The sequence below is a fragment of the Acinetobacter sp. GRABPA_MV_2 genome (assembly GCF_056725885.1).
Genome location: NZ_JBWZNA010000006.1, coordinates 150,360 through 167,743, shown reverse-complemented (window position 1 = coordinate 167,743; position 17,384 = coordinate 150,360). Strand labels below are relative to the sequence as shown.

General features: G+C 37.4%; 17 protein-coding genes. 8 read left to right on the top strand and 9 right to left on the bottom strand.

Annotation, left to right across the window (positions count from 1 at the left end):
• Positions 1-47: 47 nt before the first annotated feature.
• From ACXM0J_RS08060 to ACXM0J_RS08050, 3 genes are all read right to left on the bottom strand, one after another.
• Positions 48-1,913, bottom strand: a complete 1,866-nt coding sequence (locus ACXM0J_RS08060; protein WP_086264587.1) for a SurA N-terminal domain-containing protein — start codon at positions 1,911-1,913, stop codon at positions 48-50.
• Positions 1,914-2,044: 131 nt separating this feature from the next.
• Positions 2,045-2,317, bottom strand: a complete 273-nt coding sequence (locus ACXM0J_RS08055) for an HU family DNA-binding protein (RefSeq protein ID WP_001043034.1) — start codon at positions 2,315-2,317, stop codon at positions 2,045-2,047.
• Between the two features lie 169 nt (positions 2,318-2,486).
• Positions 2,487-2,942, bottom strand: a complete 456-nt coding sequence (locus tag ACXM0J_RS08050) for a phasin family protein (RefSeq protein WP_086264586.1) — start codon at positions 2,940-2,942, stop codon at positions 2,487-2,489.
• A 208-nt stretch (positions 2,943-3,150) separates the two neighbouring features.
• Between ACXM0J_RS08050 and ACXM0J_RS08045 the strand changes: the two genes are divergently transcribed.
• From ACXM0J_RS08045 to fdx, 8 genes are all read left to right on the top strand, one after another.
• A complete protein-coding gene (locus ACXM0J_RS08045) occupies positions 3,151-3,798 on the top strand; it encodes a hypothetical protein (RefSeq protein ID WP_086264585.1) in 648 nt (215 codons plus the stop codon).
• A 109-nt stretch (positions 3,799-3,907) separates the two neighbouring features.
• The gene (locus ACXM0J_RS08040) at positions 3,908-4,381 is read left to right on the top strand and encodes an Rrf2 family transcriptional regulator (RefSeq protein WP_002117915.1); all 474 of its coding nucleotides are present in this window, start codon (positions 3,908-3,910) and stop codon (positions 4,379-4,381) included.
• 1 nt (position 4,382) lies between these two features.
• Positions 4,383-5,600 carry an IscS subfamily cysteine desulfurase gene (locus ACXM0J_RS08035; RefSeq protein WP_002117998.1) on the top strand — a complete coding sequence of 406 codons (1,218 nt, stop codon included), beginning with the start codon at positions 4,383-4,385 and terminating at the stop codon, positions 5,598-5,600.
• 66 nt (positions 5,601-5,666) lie between these two features.
• On the top strand, positions 5,667-6,053 hold the full coding sequence (gene iscU, locus ACXM0J_RS08030) for a Fe-S cluster assembly scaffold IscU (protein ID WP_002117907.1): 387 nt from the start codon (positions 5,667-5,669) through the stop codon (positions 6,051-6,053).
• A gap of 30 nt (positions 6,054-6,083) precedes the next feature.
• Positions 6,084-6,404: an iron-sulfur cluster assembly protein IscA gene (iscA, locus tag ACXM0J_RS08025; protein WP_002117986.1), complete on the top strand. Its 321-nt coding sequence runs from the start codon at positions 6,084-6,086 to the stop codon at positions 6,402-6,404.
• A gap of 89 nt (positions 6,405-6,493) precedes the next feature.
• Entirely contained in the window at positions 6,494-7,012 is a 519-nt protein-coding gene (gene hscB / locus ACXM0J_RS08020) for a Fe-S protein assembly co-chaperone HscB (protein WP_086264584.1), read from the top strand.
• A gap of 37 nt (positions 7,013-7,049) precedes the next feature.
• Positions 7,050-8,909 (top strand): Fe-S protein assembly chaperone HscA, encoded by a 1,860-nt coding sequence (gene hscA / locus ACXM0J_RS08015; RefSeq protein WP_086264583.1) that lies wholly within the window; start codon positions 7,050-7,052, stop codon positions 8,907-8,909.
• 17 nt (positions 8,910-8,926) lie between these two features.
• A complete protein-coding gene (gene fdx, locus ACXM0J_RS08010; protein WP_002117947.1) occupies positions 8,927-9,265 on the top strand; it encodes an ISC system 2Fe-2S type ferredoxin in 339 nt (112 codons plus the stop codon).
• Positions 9,266-9,324: 59 nt separating this feature from the next.
• Here fdx and ACXM0J_RS08005 read toward each other — a convergent pair whose 3' ends face one another.
• The 6 genes from ACXM0J_RS08005 to ACXM0J_RS07980 all read right to left on the bottom strand — a co-directional run bounded on the left by ACXM0J_RS08005 (position 9,325) and on the right by ACXM0J_RS07980 (position 17,370).
• The gene (locus ACXM0J_RS08005; protein ID WP_086264582.1) at positions 9,325-10,785 is read right to left on the bottom strand and encodes an adenylate/guanylate cyclase domain-containing protein; all 1,461 of its coding nucleotides are present in this window, start codon (positions 10,783-10,785) and stop codon (positions 9,325-9,327) included.
• Positions 10,786-10,841: 56 nt separating this feature from the next.
• Entirely contained in the window at positions 10,842-11,276 is a 435-nt protein-coding gene (locus tag ACXM0J_RS08000; RefSeq protein WP_002117900.1) for an HIT domain-containing protein, read from the bottom strand.
• A gap of 201 nt (positions 11,277-11,477) precedes the next feature.
• The gene (mfd, locus tag ACXM0J_RS07995; RefSeq protein ID WP_086264581.1) at positions 11,478-14,939 is read right to left on the bottom strand and encodes a transcription-repair coupling factor; all 3,462 of its coding nucleotides are present in this window, start codon (positions 14,937-14,939) and stop codon (positions 11,478-11,480) included.
• Positions 14,940-15,073: 134 nt separating this feature from the next.
• Positions 15,074-15,430 (bottom strand): hypothetical protein, encoded by a 357-nt coding sequence (locus ACXM0J_RS07990; protein ID WP_086264580.1) that lies wholly within the window; start codon positions 15,428-15,430, stop codon positions 15,074-15,076.
• An 81-nt stretch (positions 15,431-15,511) separates the two neighbouring features.
• Positions 15,512-16,444 (bottom strand): Dyp-type peroxidase, encoded by a 933-nt coding sequence (locus ACXM0J_RS07985; RefSeq protein ID WP_086264705.1) that lies wholly within the window; start codon positions 16,442-16,444, stop codon positions 15,512-15,514.
• 143 nt (positions 16,445-16,587) lie between these two features.
• Positions 16,588-17,370, bottom strand: coding sequence for a glutathione S-transferase N-terminal domain-containing protein (locus tag ACXM0J_RS07980; protein WP_086264579.1), 783 nt, complete (start codon positions 17,368-17,370; stop codon positions 16,588-16,590).
• Between the last annotated feature and the right edge of the window lie 14 nt (positions 17,371-17,384).

The window sequence follows — 17,384 nt, the reverse complement described above, 5'->3', positions numbered from 1 at the left end:
AGAAAATAAAAAAAGCGCCGAAGCGCTTTTTTTATTTGATCAAATTATTATTTAATTTTTGCATGTGATTTTAAATATTGGCTGTAATCTTCCAATATTTGTTGACCACGTGATTGGCGATAAAGTTGTTTTAACTGTTGTAACTGATCGGCAGGAATGGCATTTACAGCTGATGAATTTACATTTGAAACTGCAACTACTACAAGCTCATTTGGTAAGTTTGCTGTTGTAACAGACCACATACCTGGTTTAGGTGTAGCTAAGCTAAATGCAGCACGTTCAATTTCACGTTTTAAACCTTGTGAGCGAGTAAACACACCAGCTGACTCAAATGCGACTTTGTTTTTAGCAACCACTTGGTCTGCAGGTTGAGTTTTAAACTCAGTCAACATAGTAGCAATTTTTGCTTGAGCAGCCTTACGCGCTTTTTCATCGATAACTTTTGCTTTTGCTTCATTCATCGCTTGCGCTAATGGTTTTACACCAGCTGCGTGGTAATCACGTACTTTAACCCATACCGTATCACCATTCGCTAACTGAATATTAGAGGAAGTATTACGGTCACCATTCTTCACATCATCATTAAATAATTTAATTTTGACGCTTGGATCGCTTAAATATGGATTTTGAGTAGCTAAAGTTACACCATTTAATGATTCAACTTTTGTACCTTTTACTTCTTGAACAACAGCTTCTAAAGAATCATTGCCAACAATCGTTTCATTCAAACTATTTACGGTATCTGAATAAACGGTCGCAACTTTATTCTTCTCAACCTCAGCAGTTAAACGAGCCTTCTCAGCTTCAAACGAAGGAATTTGGTTCGCTTGAGTTTCAGCCTCAATAATGTGATAACCATATTGTGTTTTCACTGGCTGCGAAACTTGCCCATTTTTCAAGCTTAAAACAGTTTTATCAAATGCATCCGAGAAAACACCTGGTGCATACGCTTCAACCAAGCCACCTTTTGCTTTTGAGCTAGGGTCTTCAGAGAACTGTGCCGCAGCTTGTGCAAATGAAAGACCTCCCTGAATTTTCGCATAAACTTCTTTTGCCAGTTTTTGAGCCGCTGCATCATCACGAGCATCAGTAGTAATTAAAATATGCTTCACAGTTCGCTTAGCATCTTTTTTCTGAGTTTCAACAAACTTAGCATATGCTTGCTGAAGTTCAGCCTCAGTTGCAGGGGCTGGTTTCGCTATCATTGAAGGAGACAATACAACATAATCAACATCAACCGAAGCCTGTTGCTTAAACTCACCTTGATGCTTGTTATAATAATCTGTAGCTTCTTGATTAGAAGCAGTTAAACCTGTTTTGTAAGCATCTAATTTAATGCTAGCTAAATGTAATGTACGTTGTTCAGTTTGCAAATTCGCAATTTGCATGAGATCAACTTTGCTTACTAATGAGTAGTCAGTAAATGTTGATGTTAACATTTTCAAAGCATGATCTTGACGTAGGCTTGATATCAACCCCTGACTCGTCATGCCAATCGAACGTAAGTAGTTTTCATAAAGTTTTTGTGAAAATTGACCATTCTCTTGCAAACTAGGCTGTTGAGCTAACATTTGCTCAATTTGAGCATCACTCAGAGAGATACCTAATTTTTCAGCTTGCTGTATCAATAAATTACGTGACACTAAAATATCGAGTGCCTTAGCCTGAATGACAGGCAAATTGAGTAAACTCTCATCCCCTTTAACAGCAGCTAAATATTGTTCTTTGTAAGACTGAGTTAAAGTTTCAAGGTCTTTTTTAGATATTTCTTGGCCATTTACCGTCTTAGCAACATCAGCCTTGTTTCCCCTATTAAAATATCCTTCAATACCTACAAGTGCTAAAGGGGTCAAAAACAAAATTAGAAGGACTTTGCCGAGCCAACCCTTAATGACTGTACGAAACGATTCCATAAGTATTCCAATATTTTATTTCGAGGAGAATTTTAACTGAAAAACCACAATCAATGAATGAGCAATATTGGTCAATTCAGATATTTAATAAAAAACGCGCCTATTCTGGCGCGTTTATTCATCTTAAAAGATTAAGCTACTGAATCTTTAAGACCTTTACCAGCTTTAAAGCTAGGTACTTTTGTTGCTTTAATTTGAAGCTCTTCGCCAGTTTTTGGGTTACGACCAGTACGTGCAGCACGTTCTTTAACACTGAAAGTACCAAAACCAACTAAAGTTACTGTGTCACCTTTTTTAAGTGCTTCAGTAATTGACGCAATTGTCGCATCGAGTGCCTTGCCTGCATCAGTCTTAGATACTCCCCCTTTTTCAGCAATTGCATCGATTAATTCTGATTTATTCATGAATAAAACATCCTCTTAATATCGTTTGTTTAAGGTCCAAGGCTATAGTTTAAAAGGCCATGACGCCTTTATAGCAATGCTTTAGGGGAAAACGCAATACTAGAGCAGGGCTTTTAGCAAAAATAAATGCTAAAAAACTGTTATATATTTGCTAAATCCCAACATTTTTTTACTTTTTATTCAATTTTGCTTTCAACTGTTGATTTTCTTCTATTAAAGCATCCACCTTAATATGCAGTTGTACAAGCAACTGTTCGATATGTTGTAAATCCTTCGGTGTCACCAATCCAATACGATTTAAAGAGTGATTAACACTCGTATCAAGAATCTTTTCTACTCTGTCTTTTGTTTCAGATACAGACTCTTTTGCTTTTTCTGTGACCTTACCGACAGTATTGTCTGCTAAGTCTCCAGTTTTTGATTCTAGCTCCTCACCTACTTTAACTAAGGAATCAAACAGCTTATTTCCTTCTTCTTCCGCACGAGAAAAAGCGCCTAATCCAGCTAACCAAATTTGCTTAGTATACTTCCTAAAATCCAAAGCTGATTTTCTTGAACTTTTTGATTTTAATTTATTTTTTTCTTCCGACTCTTCTATCTGGGTATCTATATTTGCATTATCCATTAATCTAAACTCCTAATCAGATGAGAGAAATGATGACTGATTTGACCACAAAATATTTCTATAATATCAAAGCAAAGACTTGATCCATTTACAAAACTGTTCTACAAAGCAAATAAGTCATGTAAATATATTTAACACGACATTGTGTTAAGTTTGGGATAGGATGTCCCATTCTTCAGTTAATTGCTATTTCTAAGGATAAACTTTTATGAGTGAAACGCAACAAAGACAAAAACATCCGCGTCTATTGCTAAATATTGTTCTAATTATCTTAGAAACTTTTTTTTCATTTATTCTCACCCACGATGGTGCCCTTCGCTTGCAAGCGAAGAAGTTTATTTTGAACAAAACAACGATTCGTATTAATAGCTATTTACCTTTCTTTGACTTCTATGTTCAATTTACAGAAAAAGGTTTGTTATTCGATATTCACTCTTTTGATAGACGTATTGATCTTGAGATCAATAGTACGCTTATTGATCTCATTAAAATTTTCGGATTTTCTAATCAACGCAGTCTAAAAAATATGCGTATTGATGGTGATGAGGAAACGAAAAAGGAACTTTTAGATTTAATTTCTCATTTGACTCTTCCAAAATTGCTAGTTGACTGGAAGCAGTGGTTTAACACCCCAGATGATGAAGCTGAAACCCTTGCTTCACGTAAACGAATCGCCCCATTACTTGAGAAAATTGATCAACAAAGATCAGAGATCAACTCCCTTCACGTGGAAATTAAACAATATCAAAATCGAATTAATCGCTTACAACGACGTCAACGAAATATTAACTTCTCCTTTGGTATAATTAGCCTAATATTTATTGTTTATTTCATATATAATTTGTGGGTTGCCTAATTTATTTTTCTATTTTGTTCCAACACTTGAATTAAAAATAAAAAAACTTGACTATTTTAGTCGGGATTCATAAAATCCTATTATCTAGTCTTAACATGTGTATCGAATCATGCGCCTTACAACTCGCGGTCGCTACGCAGTGACTGCTCTACTTGATTTAGCTTTGCAGCCAACTGAACAAACGATCACGCTCGCCGAAATTGCCGCACGCCAATCCATTTCAGTTGCTTATTTAGAACAGTTATTCGCAAAACTTAAGCGTCATGGGTTAGTTTCTAGTGTTCGTGGTGCAAATGGTGGTTACCATTTGGCTCGAAATGCTGATGAAATTACTGTGTTAGAAATTATTGAAGCTGTAAATGAAACGGTTGATGCAACACGTTGTGACCATAAAGGTAACTGCCAAAATGGTGCAATGTGTCTCACTCATGATTTATGGCAAGAACTCTCTCATCATATTGCCGACTATTTAGCAAAAATCTCTCTTGCCGACCTCATTAGCCGAGACAACGTTCAAACTGTTGCATTACGCCAAAATGTGACTGGCACAGATTCAGCTCTTTTATCGGGTACAGGTATTTGATATGAAACGTCCAATTTATCTTGATTACGCAGCAACCACTCCAGTAGATCCGCAAGTTGCAGAACGTATGATGGAGTGTTTAACTTTCGACGGTACCTTTGGTAATGCTGCGTCTCGTTCACACGCTTATGGCTGGCAGGCAGAAGAAAAAGTTGAATATGCACGTGAGCAAGTAGCAAATTTAATTAAAGCTGATCCACGTGAAATCGTTTGGACTTCTGGTGCAACTGAATCAGATAACCTTGCCCTTAAAGGTGTAGCTCAATTCTATGCATCTAAAGGCAAACATATCATTACAAGTAAAATTGAACACAAAGCTGTTTTAGATCCTTGTCGTGAATTAGAAGAACAAGGCTTTGAAATTACTTATTTAGAGCCAGAACCACAAACAGGTTTAATTACTCCTGAAATGGTTAAGGCTGCCCTTCGCCCAGATACTATTCTTGTTTCTCTTATGATGGTAAACAATGAAATTGGTACAGTTACAGATGTAGCGGCGATTGGTGAATTAACACGTGCCAACAAAACATTTTTCCACGTAGATGCAGCGCAAGCAGCTGGTAAAGTTGATATCGACTTATCTACTATGAAAATTGATCTTATGAGTTTCTCCGCTCATAAAATTTATGGTCCAAAAGGTATCGGTGCATTATATGTACGTCGTAGCCCACGTGTTCGCCTAAAAGCACAAATCCATGGTGGTGGTCATGAACGTGGTATGCGTTCTGGTACTTTGGCTACTCACCAAATCGTTGGTATGGGTGAAGCTTTTGAGATTGCAGGCAAAACAATGCATGCAGAACAAGAGCGTCTCCGTAAACTTCGTGACAAACTTTGGAACGGTTTACAAGACCTTGAACAAGTGTTCTTAAATGGTCACCCAACTCAAAACGTTGCAAACTATTTAAATGTTAGCTTCAACTTTGTTGAAGGTGAATCTTTAATGATGTCGCTTAAAGATGCTGCAGTATCAAGTGGTTCTGCTTGTACTTCTGCAACTTTAGAGCCTTCATATGTTCTTCGCGCATTAGGTTTATCTGATGAGCTAGCACACAGCTCAATCCGCTTTAGTTTTGGTAAATACACAACTGAAGAAGACATTGACCACGTGCTTACAATTACCAAAGCCGCTGTTGAGAAATTACGTGAACTTTCTCCGCTTTGGGATATGTACAAAGAAGGTATCGATCTTTCTACAGTTGAATGGGCAGAACACTAATTATTGAAATTAGTGTTTTAACCCTCATATTAATATTAGGCTGACCCCGAGGTTTGGAGAAGCGAAATGGCTTATAGCGAAAAGGTAATTGATCATTACGAAAACCCACGTAATGTTGGTGTATTAGATAAAAACTCTGAAAATGTTGGTACAGGCATGGTCGGTGCACCTGCATGTGGCGACGTGATGCGTTTGCAAATTCAGGTAAATGATAGTGGTGTGATTGAAGAAGCACGCTTCAAAACTTATGGTTGTGGTTCTGCAATTGCATCAAGCTCACTTGTAACTGAATGGTTAAAAGGTAAGACTCTTGATGAAGCTCAAGCGATCAAAAATATTGATATCGCAACTGAGCTTGCTCTTCCTCCAGTAAAAGTTCACTGCTCTGTACTAGCTGAAGATGCAATTAAAGCTGCGATTGATGATTACCGCAGTAAAAAATCTAAAGCTTAATTTGTTACCATTGTAAACGTTGGAGTTTTCATGATTCATTTAACTGAAAATGCTGCGACTCATATTAGCAATTACCTTAAAAATCGAGGTAAGGGTGAAGGCATTCGCGTGGGTGTGAAAACTTCTGGTTGTTCTGGGTTGGCTTATGTTCTCGAATTTGTTGATTCTGTCGATGAACATGACCAAGTTTTCGAACAATTTGGCGTTAAAGTTTTTGTAGATCCAAAAAGTCTTGTCTATTTAGAAGGCTTAGAAATGGATTACGTAAAGAATGGCCTTAACGAAGGGTTCGAATTTAACAATCCCAACAAAAAAGGTGAATGTGGTTGCGGTGAGTCTTTCACTGTATAACTCCCTCTCTCCTTCCATCCTTCTCATTAAAACAGTGACTTTTTATAGCACTGTTTTAATGTATTTAATTAATGTGGACCTCCTTTCTAATGAATCATTTTGAGTTGTTCAATTTACCCGTAGAACTCGATATCGATTTGGCGAGCTTAAAATCTAGTTTCTTAAGTTTGCAGCAGCAATATCACCCAGATAAAGCAGAAGATAAAGATCAGGCATTGATCAAATCAAGTGAAATCAATCAAGCTTTTAAAATACTTTCGCAAGTAGATAGCCGCGCTGCTTATCTATTAGCGTTAAAAAAGCAAGATCACCACCTCGATCAATCCATTAGCGATTTTGAGTTCCTACAATCAGCTCTAGAGCTTCGTGAGCAACTTGATGAAGCAACTTCACAAGAGCATTTAAGTACTCTTAAGCAAGAAGTTTTTCAGTGGATTGAGGGCTTAGTTCGCGAATTTAAAATTGACTACTCAGATGAAGATTGGGGCGAAGCTCGAGATACTGTACGTAAATTACGTTTCTTTCAGCGCGTTCTTAACGATATTGAAAAAGCAGAAGATCAACTGTTGGATAATGAAGACAACTTTGATTTAGATGATGATTTTTAATTTGCTTTTTCCAATTTATATTCAAAGGATTTAACTCATGGCACTTTTGCAAATTGCTGAACCGGGTCAATCCAGTGCCCCACATGAACACCGCATTGCGATTGGTATCGACCTAGGAACAACACATTCTTTAGTTGCGACAGTGTTATCAGGCAAACCAAAAGTCCTTAACGACGAAAAAGAAAGAAGACTTCTTCCTTCTATTGTGCATTATGGAAATGATGTCACTCATTATGGTGAAGAAGCGAAACCTTTCATTATTGCTGATCCAAAAAATACAATTGTTTCTGTAAAGCGTTTTATGGGACGCTCAAAAGCAGATATCAAATTTCAACACCCGTATGAATTAGTGGGTTCTGAAAATGAGATGCCAGCTTTCGAGACACGTTCTGGCCGCAAAACACCTGTTGAAATTTCAGCTGAAATTTTAAAACAACTAAAAGAACGTGCTGAATCAAGCTTACAAAACCCAGTAAATGGAGCGGTAATTACTGTTCCAGCCTATTTTGATGAAGCACAACGTCAAGCAACACGCGATGCTGCACAGCTAGCTGGTTTGAATGTATTACGTCTATTAAATGAGCCAACTGCTGCTGCTGTGGCTTATGGTTTAGATCAAGAAACAAATTTAGCTACAGATCATAACTATGTGATTTATGATCTAGGTGGTGGTACTTTCGACGTATCAATCCTACGTTTTTCACAAGGTGTCTTTGAAGTATTAGCTACAGGTGGTCATACTGCTTTAGGTGGTGATGATTTAGATCGTCTCATTGTTAAGTGGGCTAAAAAACAATTAAATATTGGTACGCTAAGTGATGAAAGCTATGCAATATTTATTGTTGCTGCTCGCCAAGCGAAAGAACAACTTTCTACACAAGAATCAGTTCAATTAAAACTACTTGAAAATGTACTAACACTTAATCGCTCAACCTTTGAGAGCATTATTCAAGTTGCTTTAGACAAAACAATCAGTGTTTGCAAACGTGTTTTACGTGATGCAAAACTTGAATTATCAGATATTCAAAATGTTGTTTTAGTTGGTGGCTCTACCCGTTCGTATGCTGTTCAGCAAGCAGTTCGCAATGTGTTTAACCAAGAACCACTTTGCACGATTAATCCTGATGAAGTAGTAGCAATTGGTGCTTCTATTACAGCAAATCAATTAATTGGAAACAGCCAAGACGGCTCGCTACTTTTAGATGTTACTCCTCTTTCTCTTGGCTTAGAAACCATGGGTGGATTAGTAGAACGTCTTATTTCTCGTAATACAGCTATTCCGGTTGCTCGCCGCCAAGAGTTTACTACTTATCAAGATGGCCAAACTGCCATGCTGATTCATGTAGTTCAAGGTGAAAGAGATTTAGTCGAGCACTGTCGATCGTTAGGAAGATTCGTTCTTCATGGCATTCCTCCAATGACTGCTGGTCAAGCACGTATTGAAGTTACCTTTCAGGTAGATGCAGACGGCTTGCTTACCGTTTCAGCTCGTGAAACAACTTCAGGTGTACAAGCTCAAATTGATATTAAACCATCTTATGGTTTATCAGAGTCTGACACTGAACGCTTATTAATTGAAGGTTTCCAACACGCAGAAGAAGACAAAAATCTGCGTCATTTAAAAGAAACCAAAGTTGAAGCTCAACGTGAGCTTGAAGCATTAGAACAAGCTTTGAAAGTTGATGCTGATTTACTCAACGCTGAGCAGCTCGAAGCACTTAAAACCGCTGAAAATATGCTTAAAGTACAACTTGATAGCAATGATATTCAAGCGATTGAAAAATCTGTAGAACAACTTAAAGTACATAGTGATGCTTTTGCTGCACTACGTATGAATCGACATATTGACCACGCCTTAAAAGGTACAAAACTTGAAGATTGGTCAAATTCAAACTAAAGGTATAGGTGATCAATATGCCCCGCATTAAAGTACTTCCTCACGCTCAATTTTGTCCTGAAGGTGCAGAATTTGAAGTTGAACAGAATGCAAATCTTTGTCAAAGTTTGCTGGATCGAGGAATTAAAATCGAACATGCATGTGACATGTCATGCGCTTGTACAACATGTCACGTAGTAGTTCGTAAAGGTTTTGATAGCCTAGAAGAAATGGATGATGTTGAAGCAGATCTTTTAGATCGTGCTTGGGGTCTTGAACCAGATTCTCGCCTTTCATGCCAAGTAAAAGTTGTGGATGAAGATTTAGAAATTGAGATTCCTAAATATACAATTAACCATGCTTCAGAAAATCATTAATCGTGTTAATAAAAAAGCTGCTTTAAAAGCAGCTTTTTTATATTTTATAAACTCTAAACTTAATCTTGTTGGTCTATTTCTAAAGGCTTAACTTCATCTTCAAGTCTTAACTGCGCTATACCTTGAGTATTCACTAAAGTTTGTTGAACTTTAATTCGTTGAATCATTTTCTCAAGCACTTCTACTAATTCAGGATATTCATAGTTTTGTACTTCTTCTAAGTTAAGCACCAAGTGAAAGCCTTTATACTCGTAATCAAACCATTGCTGATGATCTGACTTATTCCCTGTATATTTCTCCATCACTTGCCATGTCTTTACCGCACCTTGAATACCTTTTAGATAAATCGGTGTCTTGGGAGCGCAGAGGAAATCACTTTTGATTAATTGATAAGTATCGTCTGAAATTAAGATTTCATCTATTTCAGCAGCATATTGCAGACGAGCCGCTAAATTTACATCACGACCCACAATCGTATAAGCCATACGATGGGTTGCCCCATAATTTCCTACGTGGCAATAACCAGTACTAATACCCATTCGGATATGCAATGCTGAGTAACCCATCTTTTTCCAGCGCTCGCGCAACAATTTCATTTGCTGACGCATAGCGATCGCCATTTCTACACATGCTTTGGCATCTTGTTCCACACCTTGTGAATTTGGATCACCAAAAAATATGAGGATGGCATCTCCCATAAATTTATCGACTGTGGCTTCATACTGTTTAGCGATTTCCGTCATATGACTTAAATAATCATTAAGCAAGAATGCTAAATCATCTGGAATTAAAGTTTCTGATAACTCTGTAAAACCCTGAATATCTGAAAAAAACACCGTCATTTTTTTACGCTTATATTCAATCTTTGCTTCAGCTTCACCGCGCATAATAGACTGCCATAACTGTAATGGCGCATAACGGCTTAACTGATTAGCAAAAGCAATATAGCGGGTCATTTGATCATAGTAATGTTGACGCTGCTGACTGATTTTTTTAACCCAACGATGCTGGTAGTAGTTTCCGATAGTAATAAACATAACCAAGCCAAGAAGTGTAATTACAGTCAACTCTTGGCTAGTAGGCTCAAAATATGTATAAAAACCAAATAAAAAGAAAGTACTTAAATAAAAAATAATCGCGCCTAACAAGCTAGTCAAACAAATGACTGCGAAAGAAATACGACTATTAATTGCTGAATAAAATAATGCAAAAAGTGCAATAAATGTAGGCACCAAATTAAGATGCAGACCTGCTAAGGTAACGGCTACAACAATTGCATCGATCGCAAAGAAAACACTTTTTTGAGTTTTTTTATCGAATTGGTACTGAAGCCAGTGTTCTAACTTCGAACTAATAAAAAGTAAGAACAGGAAAAAAGGTGGAACATAGATCTGATAATTTGTATTAGGTGAGGTAAAAGCATAGATCACTAAAATTAATGACAGAATTGAATATCCCATCAAGCGATGAAAATATGCAAACTGCTTAGGCTCTCTATCGATAAACCTCTCTAATTGCACCCTATCCTCCACACCTCAATGTAGCCACATTCATATAAATGTGGCATTGCATTGATTTAGTCCATGCGCCAATCAAATGGCATATCACCTTGACCACGTAACGCAAGCATAAGAGTTTGACGCATATGAGCCAGCACATCATTTGTATAAGGAACCGCAGGTGTACCCCATACTGGTTTAGGCCATGCAACATCATTCTGATAACGTACAACATGATGGAAATGCAATTGAGGCACCATATTTCCCAAAGCGGCAACATTCATTTTATCAGCGCGGAATACACGAGATAGCTGGCTAGATAACCAACTTGATTCACGTAAAAACTGTTCTTGGTCAGCTTGGCTCAACTCATATAATTCTGTGATTCCCGGCACACGAGGGATTAAAATCAGCCAAGGGAATTGCATATCATTCATTAAACGACATGTTGAAAGCGGGAAATCGCCTACAAAAAAAGTATCTTGAGCAAGTTGTGGATGCAAACTAAACATATCTTTTATAAATGACAATAAACAATAATGGCTAATACTATCACATCAGTTTTGATGTGAGTATTGCTAGTGTCTGGTTTGATTACAAATAACAATGATTTTATGCACTTATTACCCCAACAGACCGAGAAATTGTGCATAAAACTCTGTTATCAACATACAAAGAATTTATATGGAATGAAAATCACTTTAAAACACTATTTAAGCATGTAATTCATTCAATAATTTCGCTAATAAATCATTAATAAATTGGATCCGTTTTTCCTGTTCTTCAAGCTGAACCATAACCTTTAAACGTTGACCACCTTCCATACGATAATAGGTTGGATGCTTTTGCATGAGTTGAATAATACTAATGGCCTGAACAGGTGTATCAGGCGAGAATTCAATATTGCCACCTTGCGTATTAATATCGATCTTAGTAATCCCTAGCTGTTCAGCTTTCAGTCGAATTTGGTGAACACTAAATAAGTGTTTAACTGATTGCGGTGGAACTCCAAAACGGTCAATAAGCTCCATACGGATATTGTCGAGCTTTTCTTGGGTATCTGTATTACTAATACGCTTATAGAATAATAAACGCTGATGCACGTCACCTAGATACTCATCTGGAATTAGTGCAGGAATGTGTAAATTAATTTCTGCAGTTAATGATAAAGGCGCATCAAAATTCGGTGTTTTACCTTGCTGAATCGCTTTAGTAGCTTTTTCCAGCATTTCCATATATAGGCTATATCCAATTGCCTGCATTGAGCCACTTTGCTGCTCACCTAAAAGCTCACCTGCGCCTCGAATTTCTAAATCTTCTGTAGCCAGCATAAAACCAGCACCAAGAGTTGAAGCACGCTGAATTGCATCTAGACGTTTTTCAGCATCACCTTTTAAATGCTTTATCGAAGGAACCAATAAATAGGCATAGGCTTGGTGGTGTGAACGTCCTACACGGCCACGTAATTGGTGTAGTTGAGCTAAACCTAGTTTGTCGGCCCTTTCTATCAAAATAGTGTTGGCATTTGGAACATCAATTCCGGTTTCAATAATGGTTGAGCATACCAATACATTGTATTCTTTGTGATAGAACTGTTGCATGACTTGCTCAAGTTCTCTTTCCCTCATTTGTCCGTGGGCGACGGCTACACGAGCTTCAGGGACAAGCACACGAATATTTTCAGCTGCTCTCTCAATCGTATCAACTTCATTGTGCAAGAAATATACTTGGCCACCACGTAGTAACTCACGCAAGATCGCTTCTTTAATAGATGCTTCAGTATGTTCTTGTACAAAGGTTTTAACAGCTAAACGACGGGCTGGTGGTGTAGCAATGATAGATAAATCACGCATTCCCGAAAAAGCCATATTAAGCGTACGAGGAATTGGTGTAGCTGTAAGCGTTAACATATCTACATCTGCACGTAATGCTTTAATACGCTCTTTATCACGCACCCCAAAACGGTGCTCTTCGTCGACCACCATTAAGCCTAAATCTTTAAACTGCACATTTTCTTGTAAAAGTTTATGGGTGCCCACCACAATATCGACTTTGCCTTCAGCAAGGTCTTCAATATTTTTCGTATGGGTTTTATTTGAACCAAAACGTGATAATACTTCAATACGAACAGGCCAATCGGCAAAACGGTCTTTAAAAGATTCATAATGCTGTTGAGCAAGTAATGTCGTCGGTACTAATACAGCGACCTGTTTGCCATTTTGCACCGCAACAAATGCCGCACGCATCGCAACTTCTGTTTTACCAAAACCAACGTCCCCACAAACAAGTCGATCCATCGGTTTAGCTTGTTGCATATCATAAAGCGTCGCTTCAATAGCATTGGCTTGATCAAGTGTTTCTTCGTACGCAAATCCGCTTGCAAATTGCATATAAAGTGACTGATCGACTTCAAAACCAAAGCCAGGTTTTGACTGACGACGTGCTTGTATATGTAGCAACTCTGCTGCAACATCATGAATTTGTTCTAAAGCTTTACGTTTAGCCTTACTCCACGCGTCAGTTCCAATTTTGTGTAATGGTGCTAAATCTGGATCTCCGCCACTATAGCGGCTAATGAGGTGCAAGTTAGTCACGGGCACATAAACTTTTGCCTCTTCAGCATAGTCTAGTTGCAAGAATTCATAATCTTGCCCTTCAATTGCCAAAGTAATTAATCCCGCGTAACGCCCGACACCATGATCGATATGAACAACAGGAGCACCTATGCTTAATTCGGTCAAACTACGAATTAGGAACTCTTCTGAAACTTCTTGCTGACGTTTACGACGACGTTGAACTACCCGATGCTCATATAACTGATTTTCTGAAATAACAGACAATTGATCGGTTAAAAGCAACCCACGGTCTAATGGCGCATTCGTAATCGCAATCGCAAACTGACTTTTCTGGAATTGCTCAAAACTATCTATACTAGGAATATCTCCCAAACTGGCACGCAAACCGTCTCTTAAACTTTCACGTCGACCAGCACTTTCTGCAACCAATAAAACAGGATGATTTGCTTCATCAATATATTTTTTAACTACGGCAAATGGTTTGTCTTTTTTCGGATCAACTGGCAACTTAGGTGGTTGCTCAACCTTAAGATTTAAAGCCCCAGCTTTTTCTTCAACTGTTTCAGCGCTCACAAGCATACGTGGGAACTGATTTAAGGCACTTAGTAAGTTATTTGGTGCAATAAATAACTCATCAGGTGGGAGAATTGGCTGGTCTGCGTTATGACGTCTATCTTCATAGCGACGGAAAACTTCTTTCCAAAAACTGGTTAAATCAACATCCACATCATCATTTGTAATTACAATGCAATTCTTTGGAAAGTACGTTGTAAGTGTACTCTGGGATTGCATTTGGGTTTTATCAAAAAATAACGGTAAATAGAACTCGATTCCCGGAGATGCGATACCATCAAGAACGTCTTGGTAAATTGGGTTTTTCTTAGGATTTGCAGTCGGAAAAAGTTCAGAATAACGATCTCTAAAAATTGAACGAGCTTCTTTTAATGGGAACTCTTTTGCTGGTAAGACGGTAAAACTTTTTAAAGTAGTTGTTGTTCTTTGTGTTTCTGGATCAAAGAATTTTAAAGTATCAATTTCATCATCAAATAGGTCAATACGGATAGGTGCTTCCTGTCCTGATGCAAAAATATCCATGATGCTGCCACGTACAGCAAACTCACCATGGTCGTAAACTGTATCTACTAAATGATACCCAGCTTGTACTAAACGTAGCTTCTGCTGTTCTAAATCAAATTTTTGTCCCACACGAATATCAAAATGCTCACCTAAAACCCAAGAATATGGTGCAACTCTTTGAACTAAAGTGCTTGCTGAAATGAGCAATACACCTTTTTGCGGCATATTGGATAAAATCGCGAGACGTTCTGAAACAATATCCTGATGAGGTGACAAGCGATCATAAGGCAGAATCTCCCAATCAGGGAAAATTGTCGGCTTTATGCCATAAAATTCAAGTTCACTCTCTAACTGAGCAACATGTTGGTTATTTCGAGCTACTACAACGAGCAAAGATGAATGCTGAACGGAAATTTCTTTGAATAATAATGCAGCAGATGAACCTAATAACGACCCTACCCAACGCTTTTCACCGGCTTTGAGCTGTTGTAAATTCAATTGAGAGATTTCTTGTTGAAACATGTATATGGCTTTTATCAGCTAAGAAGATATGAGCTCAATAGTAGCATGATGTTTTTAGTGAAATGAGTTATTTTTTTGAAAATCAAACTACTAGTTGGCCCTACTTTTTATATTTTTTAATCAATCAACTATGATTATTTATCACGCAAAAACAAAACGTAATATTGATTCAATATTTGTATAATCGCTTTGAGTTGAAGTAGTTTTTCTTGAGTATTTTCTAATCTTGCAACATAACGCTGTGTTGCAATTTCTAGATCAATCTTTTCATTAATTTGTGGCGTAATTTGAAATAACTTTTGAAGATTATCAAAATTCTGTAATTTACGGTTTGAGAAATATTCCAGATGCTCTGACCATTTCTGATTAATCAATACATCATTAATAATAGGCCCACGTTCAGAATCAAATTTTAATTGGTTCTCTTGCAAGTAAATTTGTTCAGGTGTCTCTTTCGAGCCTTGAAAAAGCTGCGTTATCTTTTTAAACATTTCATCACATCATATTTATTTCAATTTAAATGATGGAAGTAACCTAGTCACTTCCATCATTTAAGTCTTCTAAATTAACGACTATTCATCGCCTAAATCATCAAGAAAATCTACAGTCGGTACAAAGAATAAAGTACCTGTTTGAGCAGTACTAAAGTCAAGTAACCGGTCTAGGTTACCATGCTCATTGCCTAAAAACATGTTCTCAAGCATTTGTCGGGTTGTACTAAATTTACGCGAGTAGCCAATAAAGAATGTGCCATATTCATTTCTAGAAGGATTTGAAAAAGGCATATTAGCTCGCATAATTTTAAGTTCATTACCTTCCGCATCATGAGCTTTACTAACCACATTATGAGCAGTTAAAGGTTTTTCATCATCGCCGAGCTCAACATCATTGAACTTTTTACGACCAATCACTTTTTCTTGCTCTTCGTCAGTTAATGAACGCCATTTGTCCATATCGTGTGTATATTTCTGGATAAAAGCATAACTTCCCCCGATAAAATCAGGATCCTCATCACCTACCAATGCCCACTGCGCTGCAATAACTGGTTCAGGATTCTCCGTTCCATCTACAAAGCCAATAATTGCTCGTCCGTCAAAATAACGAAAACCATGAACTTCATCAATTGGATAAGTTACCTTACCAAGCTGTTGATTAATTATATTGCCCAACTCGTAACATAAGGCCTGACGATCAGCACGAATATGAAAAAATAAATCACCTGGAGTTGAGACAGCCGTGTATTTCGGACCTCTAATTTCTTGAAATGGTTGTAACTCTTGAGGCTTGGATTGCTCTGGAAACAATATATCCCATGCATTGGAGCTAAAACCTAAAGTAGCATTAAATTTACTATCTGGATAACGGTTAGTTAGACTTCTGGTTAGTGCTGAAAAATTAGCAGCAAAATCTTTTACTTTTTCTATTACAGAATCACCTTGAGCTAGTCCCAATACAATAAATAATGCATTTTCACCAGGAGCACTCGTTACAGGTTGAATTCTCATACATTCCATAAAATATGCCTTTTTAGGTATTTAAGTTTATTAATTTAGCATACTCATATTTTTTTCATACAACCTGTTAAGAAATCTGATGTTAATAAGAGTTTAATTAAAACGCCTTAAACTCTTACTCAAATTAGCCTTAATTAACGCCCATATTGCTTTTTTAAATACTTTACGATTTGAGCAGACTCAAACATCTTCACTCCCGTATTTGGATCTACCAAATAAGGCACCTGCATTTTATCCTGCATAATCGGCAATAGCTTTTCCCTTTTTCCACCTTCTAAAGGTATATATTTCCCTGGTTTTAAGCGAAGAATAGCAGGTCCCATATCTTGCCATCTCTCTTTTGCCACATTATGCAAAACGTATGGAAGCTCAAGTTCAGAGAGTAGACTTCTTACAATTCGTGAATACGGACTTGCTTCAAAACTCCATAACTCAAGTTTTTGTTCAGGTGAAGCTCTATTAACAATTTTTTTATTTATCCATATTCCACGAGCTCCATTTAATATAGTTCCTGCAACTGCAACATAAGGCATGTTTGGGTAACTCGAAAATTTCTGCGGTGTTTTCCCGGTCTTACCATAATGTTTAAATAAATGATGAATAATATCCTGTGATTCATATAGCTGATCGCCAGTATTTTCATCAATTAAAAATGGAAACTGTAATTTACCGCCTTTTTCTTTTACCACTGAACGATACTTTGTTCCACCTTTAGGACATGGATAAATTTCAACGTCCAGATTCAAAAGTGTAATCACTTCACGAACGCGACGACAAAATGGTGAACCTTCAAATTCATATAATTTCAAAGCTTTTACAGGTTGTTGTGGAAATGCTGTTCCTGAAACACCTCTCCCACCTTCAGCAATTGCAGATATAACTGCTTGAAGTACCTTAATTTGATGAATCACCATCATGCCTTCCTTTATAT